Source organism: Streptomyces sp. 7R007, from assembly GCF_054850255.1.
Genome location: NZ_JBTWMV010000003.1, coordinates 210,151 through 230,593, shown reverse-complemented (window position 1 = coordinate 230,593; position 20,443 = coordinate 210,151). Strand labels below are relative to the sequence as shown.

The window sequence follows — 20,443 nt, the reverse complement described above, 5'->3', positions numbered from 1 at the left end:
GTACCTCCATGTCCCAGTCCCCCCATGTCTACGACTATGTCGTCGTCGGAGGCGGCACCGCGGGCTCCGTCATAGCCTCCCGCCTCACCGAGAACCCCGATGTCACCGTCGCCGTCATCGAGGGCGGCCCCAGTGACGTCGGCCGCGAGGACGTCCTGACGCTGCGCCGCTGGATGGGCCTGCTCGGCGGCGAGCTGGACTACGACTACCCCACCACCGAGCAGCCCCGCGGCAACTCCCACATCCGGCACAGCCGCGCCCGCGTCCTGGGCGGCTGCTCCTCCCACAACACCCTCATCGCGTTCAAGCCGCTGCCCTCCGACTGGGACGAGTGGGAGGCGGCCGGCGCCAAGGGCTGGGGCGCGGTGCCGATGGAGGCGTACTACGCCCGGCTGAAGAACAACATCGTCCCGGTCGACGAGAAGGACCGCAACGCCATCGCCCGCGACTTCGTCGACGCCGCGCAGACGGCGCTCGGCGTCCCGCGGGTGGAGGGCTTCAACAGGAAGCCGTTCACCGACGGCGTCGGCTTCTTCGACCTCGCCTACCACCCCGAGGACAACAAGCGGTCGTCGGCGTCGGTGGCGTATCTGCACCCGGTGATGGACGAGCGGCCCAACCTGACGATCCTGCTGGAGACCTGGGCGTACCGGCTGGAGCTGAACGGCACCCGCGCCGAGGGCGTGCACGTGCGCACCAAGGACGGCGAGGAGATCCTCGTGCGCGCCCGCGACGAGGTCGTCCTGTGCGCCGGCGCCGTCGACTCGCCCCGGCTGCTGCTGCACTCGGGCATCGGCCCGCGCGCGGACCTCGAAGCGCTCGGCATCCCGGTCGTCCACGACCTGCCCGGCGTCGGCGAGAACCTCCTCGACCACCCCGAGTCGGTGATCGTGTGGGAGACGAACGGGCCCATCCCGGAGAACTCCGCGATGGACAGCGACGCGGGGCTCTTCGTGCGCCGCGACCCCCGACACCCGGGTCCGGACCTGATGTTCCACTTCTACCAGATCCCGTTCACCGACAACCCGGAGCGACTGGGCTACCGGCGCCCCGAGTTCGGCGTCTCGATGACCCCCAACATCCCCAAGCCCAAGAGCCGCGGCCGGCTGTACCTCACCAGCGCCGACCCGTCGGTCAAACCGGCCCTGGACTTCCGCTACTTCACCGACGAGGACGACTACGACGGCCGCACCCTCGTCGACGGCATCCGCATCGCCCGCGAGATAGCGAGGACCGAACCGCTGGCGGGCTGGCTCAAGCGGGAGATGTGCCCGGGGCCGGAGGTGACCGGCGACGAGGAGCTGAGCGAGTACGCCCGCAAGGTCGCGCACACCGTCTACCACCCGGCGGGCACCTGCAAGATGGGCGCCACGGACGACGAACTCGCCGTCGTCGACCCGGAGTTGTGCATCCGCGGTCTGGACGGCATCCGTGTCGCCGACGCCTCCGTGTTCCCCACCATGACCGCCGTCAACCCGATGATCGGGGTGCTCATGGTCGGTGAGCGGGCCGCCGACCTGATCGGGGGTGGTGCGCGATGAACGCCCCCGTGTTCGCCGTCGACGGTCTGTGGAAGGTGTTCGGCCCGAAGGCCGACCGCGTCCCCGGCGACCCCGAGCTGACCTCCCTGCACCCGGCCGAACTGCGCGCCCGCACCGGCTGCACCGCCGCCGTCCGGGACGTCTCCTTCGACGTCCGCAAGGGCGAGGTCTTCGTGGTGATGGGCCTGTCCGGCTCCGGCAAGTCCACCCTCGTGCGCTGCCTGACCCGGCTCATCGAGCCCACCGCGGGCACCATCGCCATCGACGGCGAGGACGTCCGCGCGATGGACCGCACCCGGCTGCGCGAACTGCGCCGCCACCGTGCCGCGATGGTCTTCCAGCACTTCGGCCTGCTCCCGCACCGCACGGTCCTCGACAACGTCGCCTACGGCCTGGAGATCCAGGGCCTGGGCAAGGCGCGCCGCCGTGAGCGGGCCGCCGAGGTCGTCGCCAAGGTCGGCCTGGAGGGCATGGAACAGCGCCGCCCCGCCCAGCTCTCCGGCGGCCAGCGCCAACGGGTCGGCCTGGCGCGGGCGTTGGCGGTCGATCCGGAGGTGCTGCTGTTCGACGAGCCCTTCAGCGCGCTCGACCCGCTCATCCGCCGGGACATGCAGGAGGAGGTGGTCCGGCTGCACCGCGAGGAGGGCCGCACGATGGTCTTCATCACCCACGACCTCAGCGAGGCCCTGAAGCTGGGCGACCGCATCGCCCTGATGCGCGACGGCCGGGTGGTCCAGCTGGGCACCCCGGAGGAGATCGTGGGCAGCCCCGCCGACGACTACGTGCGCGAGTTCGTGCGCGACGTGCCGCGCGAGCAGGTCATGACCGTGCGGCGGGCCATGCGCGCCGGGGAGTGCGAGGGCCCGGAGCATCCGGGTGCCGTCGCCGCCGACGCCGTCGTCGCCGAGGCGATCAAGGTCGTCGCCGCCCGCGGCAAGCCGGCCTGTGTCGTGGAGGACGGCCGCTGTCTGGGCGTCGTGGACCACGAAAGGCTCCTCGGTGTCGTCGCCGGAACCGAGCCGCTGAAGGAGGCCGCGTGATGGCGACCCTCTCCGTGCCCGTCCCCCTCTCGGGCGGCCTGCTCAAACGCAGGGCCGTCCAGAAGCTCCTGCTCCTGGCCCTGGCCGCCGCCGTCCTCGCCCCGCTGGCCAACGCGCGCTGGGCCGGCGGCAGCTGGCCGCAGGCGCTGACCGTCGACCTGTCCAAGCCGCTGACCGGCGTCAGCGACTGGATCATCGACAACCGCGACAGCCACCCGCTGTTCCTGTACGGCTTCGGCTACGTCAGCGAGGCGGTCGTCGTCTCCGTACGCGCCGTCTACCTCCTCCTGCTCGGCGCGGGCTGGGCCGGCGTCACCGCGCTGGGCGCGTTCGTCGCCTGGCGCGCCTCCGGTGTCCGGCTGGCCCTCGGCACCGCGGCGGCGTTCCTCGCCTGCGGCCTGCTCGGCATGTGGATCCCGACCATGCAGACGCTCGCCCTGATGGTCGTCGCCGTCCTCGCCTCGGTCGTCGTCGGCGCCCTGCTGGGCCTCGGCGCCGGTCTGTCCGACCGCCTCGACCGCGCCCTGCGCCCGGTCCTGGACACCATGCAGGTGCTGCCCGCCTTCGCCTACCTGCTCCCGGTCGTCCTGGTCTTCGGCATCGGCGTCCCCGCGGCCGTGCTCGCCACCGTCGTCTACGCCGCCCCGCCGATGGCCCGCCTGACCTCCCTCGGCCTGCGCGGCGCCGACAAGGAGGTGCTGGAGGCCGTCGACTCGCTCGGCGCCACCGCCCGCCAGCGCCTGCTGACCGCCCGCCTCCCGCTGGCCCGCAGGGAACTGCTCCTCGGCGTCAACCAGACGATCATGATGGCCCTGTCCATGGCGGTCATCGCGTCGGTCATCGGCGCCGGCGGCCTCGGTGACCGCGTCTACCAGGCGCTGGCCTCGGTCGACGTGGGCGCCGCCCTGGAGGCCGGCATCCCGATCGTGCTGCTGGCCGTCGTCCTGGACCGGGTGACCGCGGCCGCGGGCGACGGCTCCGGCGAGACCCGGCCCCGGGGATGGCCGTACGCCCTGGCCGCCGTGGTCGTCGTCGCCGTGGCCGGGCGGCTCGCCGGCCGCCTGGACTGGCCCGACGCCTGGACGGTGAACCTCGCCGAACCGGTCAACCGCGCCGTCGACTGGATGACCGCGCACCTGTACTCGGGCGTGCCCGTGGTGGGCGGCACCGCCGACTGGGCGGGCCACTTCACCACCTGGGTGCTCGACCCGGTCCGCGGCGGCCTGCAGTGGCTGCCCTGGTGGTCCGTGCTGCTTCTGGTCGCCGCCCTGGCCTGGCTGATCGGCACCTGGCGCACCGCGCTCACCGCCGTCCTCGCCATGGCCGCGATCGGCGTGCTCGGCGTGTGGAAGCCGTCCCTGGACACGTTGTCGCAGGTCCTGGCCGCCGTCGCCGTCACCCTCGTGCTGGGTTTCGCGACCGGTGTCGCGGCGGCCCGCAGCGACCGCTTCGAGCGGCTGCTCCGCCCCGTCCTGGACGTCTTCCAGACGATGCCGCAGTTCGTGTACCTCATCCCGGTCGTGGCGCTGTTCGGCGTCGGCCGCGCGCCCGCCGTCGCCGCCGCCGTCGTCTACGCGCTGCCGGCCGTCGTCCGCATCACCACCCAGGGCCTGCGCCAGGTCGACCCGGCCGCCCTGGAGTCGGCCCGCTCGCTCGGGGCGACCCCCGCCCAGCAGCTGCGCCAGGTCCAACTGCCGCTCGCCCGCCCTGCGTTGCTGCTCGCCGTCAACCAGGGCGTGGTCCTCGTCCTCGCCGTCGTCATCATCGGCGGCCTGGTCGGCGGCGGCGCGCTCGGCTACGACGTCGTGTTCGGGCTCGCCCAGGGCGACCTGGCGACCGGTCTGGTGGCCGGCGCCGCCATCGTCTGCCTCGGGCTGATGCTCGACCGGGTGACCCAGCCGACGGAACGCCGTACGAAGAAGGGAGCGTGACATGCGACTGCGCACGACCGCCGTGGTGGGCTCCCTGGTGCTGCTGACCGGATGCGGCGCCGCCGACATGACCAAGCAGGCGTCCCCCTTCGCCCACGCCGGGGGCACCACCAGGAGCGTGACCCTCTCCGTGCAGTCCTGGGTCGGCGCGCAGGCCAACGTGGCCGTCGCGCAGTACCTGCTGGAGCACAAGCTGGGCTACCGCGTCGACACCGTCCAGGTCGACGAGGTGCCCGCCTGGGACGCGCTCAGCCAGGGCCGTGTCGACGCCATCCTGGAGGACTGGGGCCACCCCGACCAGGAGAAGCGCTACGTCGACGACAAGAAGACGATCGCGCACGGCGGCGCACTCGGCGTCACCGGGCACATCGGCTGGTACGTGCCGACGTACCTCGTCAAGCAGCACCCGGACATCACCGACTGGAAGAACCTCGACAAGTACGCCTCCCTCTTCCGCACCGCGGAGAGCGGCGGCAAGGGCCAGCTGATGGACGGCTCCCCGTCCTACGTCACCAACGACAAGGCGCTGGTGAAGAACCTCAAGCTGGACTACCAGGTCGTCTTCGCCGGCTCCGAGGCCGCGCAGATCACGCAGATCCGCCAGTTCGCCAAGGAGAAGAAACCCTTCCTGACGTACTGGTACTCGCCGCAGTGGCTGTTCAAGAAGGTCCCGATGACCGAGGTGAAGCTGCCCGCGTACAAGGAGGGCTGCGACGCGGACCCGGCGAAGGTCGCCTGCGCCTATCCGCACACCCCGCTACAGAAGTACCTCAACGCCGACTTCGCGAAGAAGGGCGGCAAGGCGGCGGCCTTCCTGAAGAAGTTCAGGTGGACGACCGAGGACCAGAACGAGGTCTCCCTGATGATCGCCGACCAGAAGCTGTCGCCCGAGGACGCGGCGAAGAAGTGGGTCGACAGCCACGCGTCCACCTGGAAGGCGTGGCTGTCCTGATCACCAGCGCTTCTTCAGCTCGTCGGCCATCCCCTTGAACGCCAGCGTCGCCCAGCGCTGCAGGCCCGGCCCGAAGGTGACGCGGGTGGCCCCGAGTTCGCCGAGCTCGGCGGGCCGCGGACCGCCCTCCAGGGTGGCGTACACGTTGATCGGCCCCTGGATCCCGGACCGCAGCAGGGGCAGTACGTCCGTCGGGGCGCCGATCGGATAGACGCAGTCGGCGCCCGCCGCGACGTACAACGCGGCCCGCTCGATGGCCCGTTCGGGATCGCCGTCGCCGCGCGTGAAGGTGTCGACGCGGGCGTTGACGAACAACTGGTCCCCGGCCGCGTACCGCACCTCGGCCAGCCAGTCGGCGTGCTCGCGCGGGTCCTTGAGCACGCCCCGGTGCGAGTCCTCCAGGTTGCAGCCCACGGCCCCCGCCTCGAGGAGCCGCTCCACCAGCTCCTTCGGCGCCAGCCCGTAGCCGCCCTCCACATCGGCCGACACGGGCACGTCCACCGCCCGGCAGATCCGCGCCACCGCGGCGAACATCTCGTCGGCCGGGGTCGCCCCGTCCGCGTACCCGAGCGAGGCCGCGATCCCCGCGCTGGGCGTGGCGAGCGCCGGGAAGCCGGCCTCCTCCAGCACCCGCGCACCGGCCGCGTCCCACGGGCCCGGCAGCACCAGCGGGTCGTTCGGGAGGCGGCCCTGGTGCAGGGCGCGGAAGACGTCGACCTTGCTCATGGCGTGTACCCTCCCGGCGGGATACGGCGGCTGACCATCACCCGGTTCCAGTTGTTGATGGCGACGACCAGGCCGACGAGATGGGCGAGCCGGCCGTCGTCGAAGTGCTTGGCCGCCCTGTCGTACACCTCATCCGGTACGAAGCCGGCCGTCAACACGGTGATCGCCTCGGTCAGCGCCAGCGCGGCCCGCTCCCGCTCGTCGAAGACGTCCTCCGCCTCCTCCCATGCGGCCAGCAGGTCCAGCTTCCGCTCGCTCACCCCGTGTTCGCGGGCGATCGCGAGATGCATGTCCAGACAGAAGGCGCAGTGGTTGAGCTGCGAGGCCCGGATGACGACCAGCTCGGCGAGGGCGGGATCCCCGAGCCCCCGCTTGGCGGCCGCGCTCACCGCCGACATGGCCTGGGCGACCGCCCGGTCCAGGACCCGCGTACGGGCCGTCACGAGAAGTCGCCCGGCTGGTAGTGACCGGGCACCGCGCGCGTGGTCACCCCGAACCGGTTCCACGCGTTGATCACGGCGATGGTGGCGATCAGCTGCGCCAGCTCCGCCTCCTCGAAGTGCTTGGCGGCCTTCTCGTACACCTCGTCCGGCACGAACCCGTCGGTCAGGACGGTGACCGCCTCCGTCAGCTCGATCGCGACGAGCTCCTTCTCCGTGTAGAAGTGCTTCGACTCCTCCCACGCGTTCAGCTGCACGATCCGCTGGACGCTCTCACCCGCCGCGAGCGCGTCCTTGGTGTGCATGTCGAGGCAGAACGCGCAGTGGTTGAGCGCGGAGGCACGCAGCCGCACCAGCTCCACCAACCGGGGGTCCAGGCCCTTCTTGGCGGCCGTGTCCAGGCGGACCATCGCCTTGTAGACCTCGGGGGCGTGCTGGGCCCAGCGCATCCGGGCCGGCTGCTCGGCAGCGTATTCGGTGGCTTCCTGTGTCGTCATGCCTCGACCCTAGGAGCCAGGCAGCCCAGGAGTATGGTCCATTTCCATGGCGAAATCATGGGCCACTTTGGGTGTCGACCTGCACCTGGAACCGACCGGACCGGGCGTGCGCCGGGGCCTGACCGACGCGCTGCGCGAGGCCGTCCGCACCGGCCGGCTGGCCCCCGGCACCCGGCTGCCCTCCTCCCGCGCCCTCGCCACCGACCTGGGCATCGCCCGCAACACGGTCGCCGACGCCTACGCCGACCTGGTCGCCGAGGGCTGGCTCACCGCCCGCCAGGGCTCGGGCACCCGGGTGGCCGACCGCCCGGTCAGCCCGCCCTCCGCGCCCGCGCCCCACCCCCGCGCCCCGAGCAGCCCCGCCTACGACCTGGTCCCCGGACTGCCCGACCTCGCCTCCTTCCCCCGTGCCGAGTGGCTCAAGGCCGCCCGCCGCGCCCTGACCTCGGCCCCGAACCAGGCCCTCGACTACGGCGACCCGCGCGGCCGCGCCGAACTGCGCACCGCCCTCGCCGGGTACCTCGCCCGCGCCCGCGGCGTACGCGCCGACCCCGAACGCATCCTCGTCTGCTCCGGCATCGCACACGGCCTGCGCATCCTCGCCGCGGTGCTGCGGGCGCGCGGCGGCAGCACCGTCGCCGTGGAGTCGTACGGCCTCTTCGTCCACTGGGACCTGCTCGCCGACGGCGGACTGCGCACCGTGCCGCTGCCCTTCGACGAACGCGGCACGGATCCGGGGGACTTGACCGACCAGGACGCCGTCCTGCTGACCCCCGCCCACCAGTTCCCGATGGGCGGCACCCTGCACCCCGACCGCCGGGCCGCCGTCGTCGACTGGGCGCGCCGCACCGGTGGCCTGGTCATCGAGGACGACTACGACGGCGAGTTCCGCTACGACCGCCAGCCCGTCGGCGCCCTCCAGGGCCTCGACCCCGACCACGTCGTCTACGCCGGCACCGCCAGCAAGTCCCTCGCCCCCGGTCTCCGGCTGGCCTGGCTCGTGCTGCCGCCGGGACTGGTGCGGGAGGCGGTGCAGGCCAAGGGCGGCTCCGACACGTGCGGCGCCCTGGACCAGCTGACCCTCGCCGAGTTCCTCACCTCCGGCGCCTACGACCGCCATGTGCGCGCCGCCCGGCTGCGCTACCGGCGCCGCCGCGACGCCCTGGTGACCCGGCTCGCCCAGAGCGCCCCACACGTGCACGCCGGGGGCATCGCGGCCGGCCTGCACGTCGTCCTGCGCCTGCCGCCGGGCACCGAACAGGAGGCGCTGCGTGCGGCGGCCTGGCAGGGCCTCGCGGTACACGGCCTGCACCGCTACCAGCACCCCGAGGCACGGGTCGAGCGCCGCGACGCGCTGGTCGTGGGGTACGGCACACCGCCGGACCACGCTTGGTCGGGGGCACTGGAGGCACTGTGCCGGGTGGTGTCGTAGGCGGGGTGGACGAGCGTGCTGCCGGGGGTGTGGACGGTTGGACGGTCGGGCGGGCTGCCGTCCGGGGCGCGGATGGCGGGGCGTGCGGGCTGCGGGGCGCCGGCGGTTGGGCCGGCAGTGGTGACGGTGCCCGTCGGATCGCTGTAGGTGCCGGTGAGGAGGGGCCTCGGTCCCGCCGTCACCGTGCCGTACGGGGCGGTCGTGCCGCCCGTGTCGCGGCTTTCTGCCCCATCCGTTGCAATTTCTCGGGAGGCATCACATTCCTCCCCCCGGACGCGGATGCTGGAGCCGAGCCAACGTACGGACGCGGTCCACGGCACCCTCCAGGACCTCTCGGGCAGGCCCCGGAAACCGGGTGCGGACCGCCGTCCCGGGGGAGGGGCTGCCATGGACGCTGCCATGCCCGGGGGACACCGAGGCCGGGCGGTGTTCCTGGGGCGCACGGACGAACTCGCCCGGCTGGAGCGGCTGTACGAGGAGGCCGGGTGCGGACGCCCCCGGCTCGTCCTCGTCGAAGGACCGGCCGGCATAGGAAAGACGGCCCTCGTACGGCGCTTCCTCGCCACCACCGCCCGGGGCGGCGTCCTGACGGTGACCGGCGAGGAGTACGAGGCGACGCTGCCGTACGGCGTACTGAGCGGACTCCTCGGCCGGTCCGTGCACGCCGATCCGCTCACCGCGGGCGCCGAACTGCTGGAGCTGCTCGGCGAGTTGCAGCACGGCGATCCCCTCGTGGTCCTCGTGGACGACGCCCACTGGGCGGACCCGCCCTCGCTGCACGCCCTCACCTTCGCGCTGCGCCGGCTGCGTGCCGACCGCGTCCTGTGCCTGCTCGTCGTGCGCGACCTCGCCGACCGGCGACTGCCCGAGGGACTGCGCAGGCTGCTCACCGACGACACCGCCGCCCGGCTGCGCCTGGACGGCCTGAGCGCCACCGACATCGGCGCCCTCAGCGCCCGGCTGCTGGCCGAGCCGCTGCCCCCGGCCGCCGTGCTGCGGCTGCACGGCCACACCCGCGGCAACCCGCTGCACTGCCGGGCCCTGCTGGAGGAGGTTCCCGCGGTCACCCTCCGCTGCGCCGACGCCACCCTGCCCGCCCCGCAGTCCTACACCCGCCTCGTCCTGGACCGGCTCGCCCGCTGCGGCCCGGCCGCAGCGGACCTGGTGCGCGCCGCGGCCGTCCTCGGCGCTCACAGCACCCTGGCCCGCGCCGCCCGGCTCGCCGCCCTCGACCGCCCGCTGCCCGCCCTGGGCGAGGCCCTCGCCCACGGCCTGCTCCAGGAGCTCACGCACGACGGCACCTCCGGCATCGCCTTCCCCCACCCCCTGATGCGCGCCGCCGTCTACCACGACCTGGGCCCGGTACGCCGTACCGCCCTGCACACCCGCGCCGCCGAGGCCGAGGAGGCCGAGACCGCCCGGCTGCACCACCAGGTCCGCGCCACGCACGGCCCCGACACCCGCCTCGCCGCCGAACTGGCCGACTGCGCCCGCCGCCGCGGCGCACTGGGCCGCTGGGTGGAGGCCGCACCCCTGCTGCGCCAGGCGGCCCGGCTGGCCGGCACCGCGCAGGAGCGGGGGCGGCTGGAGTGCGAGGCCGTCGAGGCGTACCTGTTCGACGGCCGGGAGGAGGAGGCCCGCCATGTGGTCGCCGGTCTCCCGGAGGCCACCGACGAGGCCGTACGGTGCTGCGCCCGCGGCCATCTCGCCCTGGTCGCCGGACACCCCGGGCAGGCCCGGATCCTGCTGGACGAGGCATGGCGGCTGCGCACCCCCGGCGCGGACCCCGAACTGGAGGCGCGGATCGCGGAACAGTACGTGATGGTCCACATGATGAGCGGCCACTCCGGCCTCTCCCGGCACTGGGCCGAACGCGCCCGGCGCGGCGACCGCCCGCCGCGCGCCGGCGGCACCCTGCGCTTCGTCCACCTGGCCGCCCTCGGCCAACTCGGTGCCTACGAGACGGCGTTCGCCCTCCTCGCCGACCTGCCCGACGCCCCGCTGGTGGGCGCCCAGGACGCCGAACTCCTCCTCGGCAGAGGCTCGCTGCACATGACGTCCGACCAGTTGCCGGAAGCGCAGGCGGACTTGGAGGGCGCGGTGGAGCTCGGACGCCGGATGTCCGTGCCGCTGCGGATGATCGCCCTGACGCTGCTGGCCAAGACCGAGTACCTCCGCGGCGACTGGGCATCGGCGACCCTGCACTGGCAGACGGCGACCTCCCTCGCCACCGACCTCGGCCAGAAGTGGCTCGCACCGCTCGTCCACGCCGAGGCCGCGCTCCCGCTCGCGGCCCGGGGAGAGTACGAACGCGCCGAGGAGTACCTGCGCGTCGCCCACGGCAACCCCGTGGTCCGGGAGTCCGTGATGATCGAGATCTTCGTGGCGTACGGACGTGCCTTCCTCGCCCTCGTCCGCGGCGACCCCGACACCGCCGCCGGCCTGCTGCGGCCCCTGCGTGCCCACGAGGACCTGGACATCACCGCGGAGACCGCCAACGTCCCCTGGCGGGACCTGCTCGCGGACTCCCTGCTGGCCGCCGGCCGTCTGGACGAGGCCGAGACGGTGCTGACCGCGCTGGAGGAACGCGCCGCCCGCCGCTCGCGCGCCTCGACGCTGGCCGCCGTCTGCCGGATGCGCGGCGCCCTGCACAGCGCCCGACGGGAACCGAAGCGCGCCCGGGACGCCTACGCCGAGGCCCTCGACCGCGCCGCCCGCGTCGGCATGCCCTTCGAGCAGGCCCGTACGGAACTGGACTTGGGCTTCTTCCTGCGCCGCACGGGCCGCCGTGCCCCCGCCCTGGAACACCTGCGGGTGGCCCGTGCGCGCTTCGCCGAGCTGGGCGCCGTTCCCTTCCTGGCGGCCTGCGACCGGGAACTCGCCGCGTGCGGGGTCGAGCCCGCCCCCGGGACTCCCCCGTGGACCCGGGCCAGGCTGACCCCCCAGGAACAGGCCGTGGCCCAGCTCGCGGCGACCGGTCTGACCAACCGCCGGATCGCGCGCGAGCTGGTCCTCAGCGAGAAGACCGTCGAGTACCACCTCGGTCACGTGTACGCCAAGTTGGGCGTACGGTCGCGGGTGGAACTCGTGGGTCGGGTGAGTGGACCTACTACGGGAGGATCTGGAACGGCTGGCTGATGGACAGCGTCGCGCCGGGATCACCGGTGCCGTACAGGACCGAGCCGTAGGCCTGGACCAGGTGCCCCCGGTGGTTCTTCAGGTCGGCGCTGGTCACCACGAAGGTGAACCTGGCCGGATAGTCCTTCCAGTTGGGGTCCGTGAAGAAGCCCTCGACCACTCCCGGCTGCGGTGCGCCGGCGACCTGCGCGGGAATCGCAGTGCCGTCGCTGAGGTCGCGCACGACCAGCGACACCAGGTATTTCCCCGCGTTCTGGTGCAGCGTCCGGCCTGCTTCGGCCTCCAGCACGATCTCGGCGTTGCTCTTGGGATCCAGCGTGAGGTCCGCGATGTCCCCGTTCGGCTCCCTGCTGAACACCCGCACGATCTGCGCGTCGTTCGGTCCCATGACGTCATACCCCCTGTTCCGGCCGGACCGTCCGGCCGTACAGCGGCACGTTAGGGAGCCGCGTCGGGCGACGGCCTCCGGGAAGGGGTCGGGGAAACCCCGGGGTCGGCCGCCACCGGTGCCTCCCCGAAGCGTCCCAGTGCCAACGCCCCCGCCACCGCCACCGCGAAACCCAGCACCGCCAGCCAGGTCAGCCCCTCCCGCGTACGGTCCCCGAGCCACACCACGCCGATCGCCGCGGGTCCGATGGTCTCGCCGACGACCATCCCGGCGGTGGCCGCGGTCACCGAACCGCGCTGCAGTGCCGTGGTCAGCAGCAGGAACGCGGCACCCCCGCCGATCAGGAGCGCGTACGTCGCCGGATTGCCCAGCAGCCTCGCCGGCGCGAGCGAGTCGATCAGCCGCACCGCCACCTCGACCACCCCGAACCCGAACCCCGCCCCCAGCCCGAGCACCAGGGCACGTCCCCGCCCCGACAGCCGCCCGCCCAGCAGCCCCAGCGAGAGCACCGCCAGCGCCGTCGCGAGCATCGCGTACCGCAGCGCCGCCGACCCGTCCCGCCCGCCCTCCGTCCCGGACGCCAGTGCGAGCATCGCGAGCCCCGCGCACACGACCCCCACCGCCGCCCACTCCACCCGGCTCAACCGCACCCGAAGCAACCGCGCCGCGACCACCGCGGTCACCGCGAGACTGGACGCCAGGGCCGCCCCGACCGCGTAGATGGGCAGCGAGCGCAGCGCGGCGATCTGCAGCAGGAACCCGAGCCCGTCCAGCGCCAGCCCGGCCAGGTAGCGCCACTGGCGCACGGCCCGCAGCAGCAGAGCGGCGTCCGTGCCCGCCTCCGACCCCGCGGCGCGCGCGGCGACCGCCTGCAACACCGTCGCCGTACCGAAGCAGACCGCCGCACCGAGCGCGCACACCATCCCAAAGAGCACAAAGCGACTGTAGGGGAGCGGTCAGGGGAAGGGCCGCCCGCGCGCACACTCACACCGATCTCTAGTCTGACCACGCACAACAGGCGCGCGACGGGCCGCGGAGCACCGCATCGCGCCGCAGTGGACCGCACGGCAATGGGGGAGACACGGACATGGCGGACACACGCCGGCAACTTCGCTCGGGCACGGTCGTACTCGGCGGCATGGGACTGCTCGCCGCCGCCCTCACCGCCTGCTCGTCCGACCCCGACAAGCGCTGCGTCGACCGGGACAGCTACCGCCTGGCCAAGGGCTACAAGATCGTCGCCGACAGGAACTGCACCTCCACCAAGTCCTCCGTCGACGGCGCCTGGTACTACGGCGGCACCAAGAAGGGCTCCTGGGTCGAGGGCGGCTCCTTCACCAAGCCGCGCAAGGCCTCCAGCGGTTCCGGCGGTGGCGGCCACGGGGTCTCGCGCGGCGGCTTCGGCGGCGGCAAGGGCAGCTCCGGCGGCTGAGGCACCACCCGTGGAGCGACACACCCTCACCCCCCGCCCCGGCTGGCAGCAGACCGTCGAATCCCAGGGGCTCGTCTACCCCCTCACCCGCCACCCCGACGGCTCCCTGCGCCCGTACTGGGACGAGAGCGCCTACTACTCCTTCACCCTCGCCGAGATCGAGGCTTTGGAGGAGACCGTCGAGGAACTGCACACCATGTGCCTCGCGGCGGCCGGCCACATCGTCACGGCGAACCGCTTCACCGACCTCGGCATGACCGACCCGCGCGTCGTCCGGGCGGTCACCGAGGCCTGGCATCGCCGCGCCGAACTCCCCTCCCTCTACGGCCGCTTCGACCTCCGCTACGACGGCACCGGCCCGGCGAAACTGCTGGAGTACAACGCCGACACCCCCACCTCCCTCGTGGAGGCGGCCTCCCCGCAGTGGTTCTGGATGGAGGAGCGCTTCCCCGGCGCCGACCAGTGGAATTCCCTCCACGAACGCCTCGTCGCCGCCTGGAAGCACCAGGCCGCCCTCCTCCCGCCGGGCAGCCCCCTCTACTTCGCCCACTCCTCGGCCGACGAACTCGGCGAGGACCTCATGACGGTCGCCTACCTGAAGGAGACCGCCGAGCAGGCCGGCCTGGACACCGACTGGATCTCCATGGAGGAGATCGGCTGGGACGCCCTCTCCGGCCGCTTCGTCGACAACCGACTCCGCTTCATCCGCAGCTGTTTCAAGCTCTACCCGTGGGAGTGGCTCACCACCGACCCCTTCGCCGGCCACGTCCTCGACACCCTCGACAACGGCGGCGGCACCGGCTCCACCCTGTGGATCGAACCGGCCTGGAAGATGCTGCTGAGCAACAAGGCCCTCCTGGCGGTCCTCTGGGAGCTCTACCCCGGCCACCCCAACCTGCTCCCCGCCCATCTCGACGGCCCCCGCGCACTCGCGCACACCACCGGCTACGTCGCCAAACCGCTCCTCGGCCGGGAGGGCGCGGGCGTGACGGTCCACGAACCGGGCGCCGACCCGGTAATCCGCGAAGAGGCGTGCTGCTACCAGCAGTTGGCGCCCCTGCCCGCCTTCGACGGCAACCACGTGGTGCTCGGCGCCTGGGTCGTCGAGAACGAGGCGGCCGGACTCGGCATCCGCGAGTCGTCCGGCCTGGTCACGGACGAGTACGCGCGCTTCGTGCCGCACGTCATCCACTGAGCCGGCGGCTTCCGGGCCGATGCCTGAAGGGGGATACCCCAAGGCGGATGCCCGAAGGGGGGTGCCCGAAGGGGGGTGTCCGGAGGGGAGTGCCCGGAGGGGAGTGTGCTGCCGCCCGGCTCGGCTCCCCCGAACCTCAACGACCCGGGCGGCAGGCCCCCAGCATCCTCCGTGCCCGCACCACCCTGCTATCCGATTACGGCGGGAAACGGACACCTTTGTGGATAGCGCGGCCCGTCCCCGCCGGGGTCCCCGACCCCCGGCCCACCCCTCGCAGCGTCTGCGACGGCGTCTGCCCGTACGCCTGCCGGTAGTGCCCGGTGAACCTGCCGAGATGCACGAACCCCCAGCGCAGCGCCACATCGGTGACCGTCCCCACCGCCCGCCTGTCGGCGATGGCCAGCAGATCGCGGTGCGCGAGATCGAGCCGGACCCGGCGCAGATACGCCAGCGGGGTCGTCGCCAGATGGGTACGGAACCCCTGCCGCAGACTCCGCACACTCACCCGCGCCGCCCGCGCCATGTCGGCCACGGAAATCGGCTCATGGGCGTGCTCGGCGCAGAAGTCCACCGCCCGGCGCACCGCACCGGGCAGCACCGCGGGGCCCCGGCCCGCCACCGAATCGCTGAGCAGGTGCGGCTGCGCGTCCAGCAGACCGTGCACCAGCACCTGCTCGAAATGCCCGGCGCCCAGCGGTGAACGGTCCGCCAGCTCCGAGTCCGTGAACTCGCCGAACGCCTCCACCACCCGCAGCCACGCCCGCACCGGCCCCGCCCGCGGATCCAGCACCGGCGCGAAGAACAGCGGTGCCGACGGAAACTCCCCGAGCCGCAGCGCGAGCGCCCGGTCGACCGTCTGCCGGGGAATGATCAGCACGCGGTTCAGCGTCTCGCCGTTCCACCGCATCGACAGCCGCTGACCGGGGTTGACGATGCTGAGCGTGGACGACAGCGTCACCCCGTCTGCGGTCACGGCACCGGCGCCGGCGAGCGGAACGTGCACGTTGTAGAAGTCCGGCAGCTCCCCTGGAACCACCTCGACACCCGCCCCGTACCCCAGCTCGTACAGCCCGACGGCCCCCTCGTGCGCGCACCGGAACCGCCCGTCGACCGGCTGCTCGTCCAGCACCGTCAGCCGGTGCGGCGCGAACCGCGCGCTCACCAGTGCGTGCAGTTCCTCGACGTCACCGCCCCGGTAGAGCAACCCCCGGCGGTCCGCCCTTCCCCACCCGGCTTCACCCATGACGGACAAGCCCCTCGTGAAGCGCCTCATACGGACATACGGCCCTCAGTCTCCCGGCCCCGCCCACCCACCGCCTAGAGCCGGCCGGCCCAGGCCCCCGTGCCCAAGGCGCCCTCACCACCCGGTGCCGAGCGGGCCGTCGTCGCCCGCATGGTGGACGGGACGGCTGGGCCGTTCGGCCCGCCCGGTAGGCTGGCCGGCGGGCCGTGACTGGCGCGCTGGGATGGGACCGACCATCGGGGAGCGGCCCGAGCGAGTGAGTGCCGTGCGCCTGGGCCGTACCGTGAACGCTGAACGCCGACGTCCGGAGGTCCCTCATGTCAGCCGACTCCCTCTCCACCGAGTCCACCGCCTTCCGCGCCGCACTCGACGTGATCCGCGCCGTCGAACCGCGCGTCGCCGACGCCATCGGCCAGGAGGTCCACGACCAGCGCGAGATGCTCAAGCTGATCGCCTCCGAGAACTACGCCTCCCCGGCCACCCTGCTGGCGATGGGCAACTGGTTCAGCGACAAGTACGCCGAGGGCACCGTCGGCCGCCGCTTCTACGCCGGCTGCCGCAACGTCGACACCGTGGAGTCGCTGGCCGCCGAGCACGCCCGCGAGCTGTTCGGCGCCCGCCACGCCTACGTCCAGCCGCACTCCGGCATCGACGCCAACCTCGTCGCCTTCTGGGCCGTCCTCGCCGACCGGGTCGAGGCCCCCTTCCTGGAGAAGGCCGGCGCCCGCCAGGTCAACGACCTCACCGAGGCCGACTGGGCCGAACTGCGCCAGGCCTTCGGCAACCAGCGCATGCTCGGCATGTCCCTCGACGCCGGCGGCCACCTCACCCACGGCTTCCGCCCGAACATCTCCGGCAAGATGTTCGACCAGCGCTCCTACGGCACCGACCCGGCCACCGGCCTGATCGACTACGAGGCACTGCGAGCCTCCGCCCGCGAGTTCAAGCCGCTGATCATCGTCGCCGGCTACTCCGCCTACCCCCGCCTGGTGAACTTCCGCATCATGCGCGAGATCGCCGACGAGGTCGGCGCCACCCTCATGGTCGACATGGCGCACTTCGCGGGCCTCGTCGCCGGCAAGGTCCTCACCGGCGACTTCGACCCGGTCCCGCACGCCCAGATCGTCACCACCACGACCCACAAGTCGCTGCGCGGCCCGCGCGGCGGCATGGTCCTGTGTGACGACTCCCTCAAGGACCAGGTCGACCGCGGCTGCCCGATGGTCCTCGGCGGCCCGCTCCCGCACGTCATGGCCGCCAAGGCCGTCGCCCTCGCCGAGGCGCGGCAGCCCTCCTTCCAGGACTACGCCCAGCGCATCGTCGACAACTCCCGCGCCCTGGCCGAGGGCCTGATGCGCCGCGGCGCCACCCTGGTCACCGGCGGCACCGACAACCACCTCAACCTGATCGACGTCGCCACCTCCTACGGCCTGACCGGCCGCCAGGCCGAAGCGGCCCTGCTCGACTCCGGCATCGTCACCAACCGCAACGCCATCCCGGCCGACCCGAACGGCGCCTGGTACACCTCCGGCATCCGCATCGGCACCCCCGCCCTGACCACCCGCGGCCTGGGCACCGCGGAGATGGACGAGGTGGCGGGCCTGATCGACCGCGTCCTGACCACCGCCGAGCCGGGCACCACCAAGTCGGGCGCCCCCTCCAAGGCCCAGCACGTCCTCGACCCGAAGATCGCGGACGAGATCTCCCGCCGGGCCACCGACCTCGTGGCCGGCTTCCCGCTCTACCCGGAGATCGACCTGGGCTGACCGCCCGCGCCCGAGCGGAACGCTCTCTGTTGAGTTGTCAAAGATCCACGACCGAGATGTCAAAGAGATCCACGACTCTCACAGGTCGACGAGTTCCTGTCGTGGCTCATCCGGCGGCGGTCCGGCACCTTGCCGGGCCGCCGCGCGGCGTATCAGACCGGCGCCTCCCGCACCGGCCGCCACCCCCACGACCAGCCCCGGCACGGCCCACCACCAGTTGGCCCACCAGTCGGTGCCGGTGTCCGTCGCGGCCGTCCCCGCTGCCACCGTGGCCGTCCCCGCGTCCGCGTCCGGAGAGGCCGCCGTGTCCGTCCCCGCCGACTGCCAGGGCGCCGGGAAGATGCCCGGGTAGCCGTTCGCGGAGGCCCTGCCCATCACGCCCAGCTTCTTCAGCAACGTGCGCAGTCGGTCCGGGTCGTCGGCGCGGTGCCAGTAGCCGTTCGGCGTCTGCGACACGTCGGCCGCCGTGTGGATCCAGACCGCTCGGGGCCGGGAGTCGACGGGGAAGACCCGGTCTATCCGCCACGGCGTCATGTCGTGCGCCATCCACGTCACGTTGATCTGGCGGGCGTGGGCCAGGTCGGCCTCGGGCGGCTTCTCACGCGTCCCGACGCCCGGGGCGCCGAGCAGGCCCTGCAGGGCGTCGTACTCCTTGTCCGAGTAGTACAGCGCGGTGGCCTTCGCACCGGTCGGCGACGTCACCAGCACGCTGGTCGGACCTCCGGCTGCCGCGGACGACGCGCCCCAGACCATCAGCGACAACGTCGCGGTCAACGCCCCCGCCAACGCCCCGAGTTCGCGAATCCTGCTCCTCCACCGCGACATTCCCGTCCCCCAATCAAGTGGTCCTGTATGACCCGACTCGACCCGACCCGACCTGTCTCGTCCTGTCCGCGAGCCGCGTGTCACTTCTGGTACACCGCCCGACCCGCCGGGGTTCCCACCCCACCCGCACTTTTCCGAAGGCACTGTCGAAGACGGGCCCAGCGAAAGACAGCGCGCGAGCCCGTCCCTTCACGAAAGCCCGTCCCCGCGAACCCGTCCCCGCGAGTCGAGAACGCGTCACTTCGAGAGCACCTCGGACGCCTTCCCCAGCGACTCGGCGATCTCCATCGCCCGTGACTTCGACGTGACGCCCTCCAGCCGGAGCGTCACGTCCCCGTCGTCGGTCTCGTGGGGCCACAGCAGCGTCGGCCCGGCGGTGCGCTCCTCGCGGGTGAAGTGGGTGCCGTCCGCGTCGACCAGCCAGTAGTTCAGCAGATGCGGACGCGGGAACCACAGGGCGTAGCGCTGCACGCCGTCCGCCGAAGCACCCGCCTTTCCGTGCAGCTCGATCCACTCGGGGTTCTCGCGCAGCCTCTTGACGAAGGCGACGTCCAGCCCGGCGGGGATCTCGTCCAGCCGTATGGTGCGACCGCCCTCGCGCCAGCACAGGCTGACCAGGAACCGTCCCCGCGGCTGCCCGGTCACCGCCACCGTCTCCGGGACGCCCAGCGCCTTCGGAACCAGCGGCTCGAAACCGGCCCGGCGCCCGGCCTGCGCGAGCGAGAGCGACCGGCCGCAGCCGGGCACCTCGGCGCCCGGTGAGGGCACCGCCGAGGGGTCGTAGCGCACCTCGACCCCGCCGAAGTCGAACCAGTCGAGGACCGCGGCCCGCACGGGCGGTGTCAGCGCGAGCACCGTCAGCAGGCCGCACAGCGCCGCCGTCAGCGAACGCCACCGCATCCGCGTCCATCGCCGCACCGTGCGCAGCCGCTCCCGCGTGCCCGGAGCCTCGGCCACCGGGACCGCCAGATGCTCGGCCAGTATCTGGCCCAGCACCCGCTCGACCATCGTCTCGGAGTCGACGGAGCCCACGGAACCGCCGGCACCACCAGAGCCGGCGGAACCAGGGGAGTCGTCCGCGCCGTCCGCCCCCGGTGCCGCCAGCGACCGGCCCAGAGCCCTCAGCTCCTCCGGCAGCCCGGAAGCACCACCCGAGGACCCTCGTCCGCACGGCCCCCGCCTCCCGGCACCCGCCGGACCACGGGCACCCTCGCCGTCGTGGGCGTCGCGTCCCTCACGCACGCTCGTCACCCCCTTCCCGAGGCTCGAAATCCGGCAGGAGCCGGCCCAGCTTGCGCAGGGCGCGGTTGAGCCGGGACTTGACCGTGCCGCGCGGCCAGCCCAGGGCCTGGGCCGTCTCGGACTCGTCCATCTCCAGGAGATAGCGGTAGGTGACGACCAGGCGGTGCTCCTCGCTCAGCTGCTCCAGGGCGGACAGCAGCGCCGCGCGGCGCTCCGTCTCCAGCGTCGCCACCGCCGGGTCCGCCGACTCCGGTATCCGCGGCTCCGCCTCCACGAAGGCCGCCTCCCGGCCGGCGAGCGTGCGCTGCCGGGCCGCCGTACGCACTGTGTTCCTCGTCTCATTGGCGACGATCGACAGCAGCCACGGCTTGAAGGCCGCGCCGTCCCTGAACCTGCCCAGGGCGCAGTACGCCTTGACGAAGGCCTGCTGCACCACGTCCTCCGAGTCCGCTCCCGCCCCGAGCGCGGCGGCCGCCCTCAGCGCGATGCCCGTATGGGCCCGCACCAGCTCCGCGTACGCCTCCGGCTCTCCGGCGCGTACCCGGGCGATCACCGCGGCCTCATCGACGATGCGGCCCCCCTCCCGCGTTCTCACACTGTTGTTACACCGCGGAAGAGGGATCGGTTCCCACCTGTTTCCCACGGGTTCCGGATC

Annotated in this window: 18 protein-coding genes and 1 riboswitch; of the genes, 9 read left to right on the top strand and 9 right to left on the bottom strand. The window is 72.9% G+C overall.

Translation table 11 applies throughout. The features are described 5' to 3' along the window. The first annotated feature begins 8 nt into the window (after positions 1–8). Genes ACYF6T_RS06120 through ACYF6T_RS06105 form a run of 4 tightly spaced genes read left to right on the top strand, consistent with a single transcriptional unit; the run spans position 9 to position 5,464 of the window. Positions 9–1,541 carry a GMC family oxidoreductase gene (locus ACYF6T_RS06120; protein ID WP_461694020.1) on the top strand — a complete coding sequence of 511 codons (1,533 nt, stop codon included), beginning with the start codon at positions 9–11 and terminating at the stop codon, positions 1,539–1,541. Beyond that, positions 1,538–2,581: a quaternary amine ABC transporter ATP-binding protein gene (locus ACYF6T_RS06115; protein ID WP_461694019.1), complete on the top strand. Its 1,044-nt coding sequence runs from the start codon at positions 1,538–1,540 to the stop codon at positions 2,579–2,581. The genes ACYF6T_RS06120 and ACYF6T_RS06115 overlap by 4 nt, the downstream gene beginning before the upstream one ends. Next, on the top strand, positions 2,581–4,512 hold the full coding sequence (locus ACYF6T_RS06110) for an ABC transporter permease (protein WP_461694018.1): 1,932 nt from the start codon (positions 2,581–2,583) through the stop codon (positions 4,510–4,512). Before ACYF6T_RS06115 ends, ACYF6T_RS06110 begins: the two co-directional genes overlap by 1 nt. 1 nt (position 4,513) lies before the next feature. Beyond that, positions 4,514–5,464 carry an ABC transporter substrate-binding protein gene (locus tag ACYF6T_RS06105; RefSeq protein WP_461694017.1) on the top strand — a complete coding sequence of 317 codons (951 nt, stop codon included), beginning with the start codon at positions 4,514–4,516 and terminating at the stop codon, positions 5,462–5,464. Here the strand turns inward: ACYF6T_RS06105 and ACYF6T_RS06100 are convergent, their stop codons facing one another. The 3 genes from ACYF6T_RS06100 to ACYF6T_RS06090 are packed head-to-tail and all read right to left on the bottom strand — an operon-like array spanning position 5,465 to position 7,127. Beyond that, entirely contained in the window at positions 5,465–6,190 is a 726-nt protein-coding gene (locus ACYF6T_RS06100; RefSeq protein WP_461694016.1) for an isocitrate lyase/PEP mutase family protein, read from the bottom strand. Beyond that, a complete protein-coding gene (locus tag ACYF6T_RS06095) occupies positions 6,187–6,633 on the bottom strand; it encodes a carboxymuconolactone decarboxylase family protein (RefSeq protein ID WP_461694014.1) in 447 nt (148 codons plus the stop codon). Before ACYF6T_RS06095 ends, ACYF6T_RS06100 begins: the two co-directional genes overlap by 4 nt. After that, complete coding sequence (locus tag ACYF6T_RS06090; protein WP_461694012.1) at positions 6,630–7,127, bottom strand: carboxymuconolactone decarboxylase family protein; 498 nt, start codon at positions 7,125–7,127, stop codon at positions 6,630–6,632. The genes ACYF6T_RS06095 and ACYF6T_RS06090 overlap by 4 nt, the downstream gene beginning before the upstream one ends. A 46-nt stretch (positions 7,128–7,173) precedes the next feature. Between ACYF6T_RS06090 and pdxR the strand changes: the two genes are divergently transcribed. After that, entirely contained in the window at positions 7,174–8,559 is a 1,386-nt protein-coding gene (gene pdxR, locus ACYF6T_RS06085) for a MocR-like pyridoxine biosynthesis transcription factor PdxR (RefSeq protein WP_461694011.1), read from the top strand. A 387-nt stretch (positions 8,560–8,946) separates the two neighbouring features. Beyond that, entirely contained in the window at positions 8,947–11,697 is a 2,751-nt protein-coding gene (locus tag ACYF6T_RS06080; protein WP_461694010.1) for an AAA family ATPase, read from the top strand. Here ACYF6T_RS06080 and ACYF6T_RS06075 read toward each other — a convergent pair. Then, positions 11,669–12,085 carry a hypothetical protein gene (locus tag ACYF6T_RS06075; RefSeq protein WP_461694009.1) on the bottom strand — a complete coding sequence of 139 codons (417 nt, stop codon included), beginning with the start codon at positions 12,083–12,085 and terminating at the stop codon, positions 11,669–11,671. The two genes, ACYF6T_RS06080 and ACYF6T_RS06075, sit on opposite strands and share 29 nt — an antisense overlap. A gap of 50 nt (positions 12,086–12,135) precedes the next feature. After that, on the bottom strand, positions 12,136–13,008 hold the full coding sequence (locus ACYF6T_RS06070) for a DMT family protein (protein WP_461694194.1): 873 nt from the start codon (positions 13,006–13,008) through the stop codon (positions 12,136–12,138). A gap of 164 nt (positions 13,009–13,172) precedes the next feature. Here ACYF6T_RS06070 and ACYF6T_RS06065 point away from each other — a divergent pair, with 164 nt between their 5' ends. Together ACYF6T_RS06065 and ACYF6T_RS06060 are read left to right on the top strand one after the other, a co-directional pair. Then, entirely contained in the window at positions 13,173–13,517 is a 345-nt protein-coding gene (locus ACYF6T_RS06065) for a hypothetical protein (protein WP_461694007.1), read from the top strand. 10 nt (positions 13,518–13,527) lie between these two features. After that, positions 13,528–14,712, top strand: coding sequence for a glutathionylspermidine synthase family protein (locus ACYF6T_RS06060; protein WP_461694006.1), 1,185 nt, complete (start codon positions 13,528–13,530; stop codon positions 14,710–14,712). 196 nt (positions 14,713–14,908) lie between these two features. On the opposite strand, the gene ACYF6T_RS06055 is transcribed toward ACYF6T_RS06060, so the two are convergent. Continuing rightward, a complete protein-coding gene (locus ACYF6T_RS06055; protein WP_461694004.1) occupies positions 14,909–15,955 on the bottom strand; it encodes an AraC family transcriptional regulator in 1,047 nt (348 codons plus the stop codon). Between the two features lie 196 nt (positions 15,956–16,151). After that, positions 16,152–16,239, top strand: a riboswitch (ZMP/ZTP riboswitch). 33 nt (positions 16,240–16,272) lie between these two features. Between ACYF6T_RS06055 and ACYF6T_RS06050 the strand changes: the two genes are divergently transcribed. Then, positions 16,273–17,721 (top strand): glycine hydroxymethyltransferase, encoded by a 1,449-nt coding sequence (locus tag ACYF6T_RS06050; RefSeq protein ID WP_461694002.1) that lies wholly within the window; start codon positions 16,273–16,275, stop codon positions 17,719–17,721. Between the two features lie 78 nt (positions 17,722–17,799). Here the strand turns inward: ACYF6T_RS06050 and ACYF6T_RS06045 are convergent, their stop codons facing one another. The 3 genes from ACYF6T_RS06045 to ACYF6T_RS06035 all read right to left on the bottom strand — a co-directional run bounded on the left by ACYF6T_RS06045 (position 17,800) and on the right by ACYF6T_RS06035 (position 20,383). Further along, positions 17,800–18,495: a hypothetical protein gene (locus ACYF6T_RS06045; RefSeq protein WP_461694001.1), complete on the bottom strand. Its 696-nt coding sequence runs from the start codon at positions 18,493–18,495 to the stop codon at positions 17,800–17,802. A 288-nt stretch (positions 18,496–18,783) separates the two neighbouring features. After that, positions 18,784–19,788 (bottom strand): hypothetical protein, encoded by a 1,005-nt coding sequence (locus ACYF6T_RS06040; protein ID WP_461693999.1) that lies wholly within the window; start codon positions 19,786–19,788, stop codon positions 18,784–18,786. Next, positions 19,781–20,383, bottom strand: coding sequence for an RNA polymerase sigma factor (locus ACYF6T_RS06035; RefSeq protein WP_461693998.1), 603 nt, complete (start codon positions 20,381–20,383; stop codon positions 19,781–19,783). The genes ACYF6T_RS06040 and ACYF6T_RS06035 overlap by 8 nt, the downstream gene beginning before the upstream one ends. Positions 20,384–20,443: the final 60 nt, after the last annotated feature.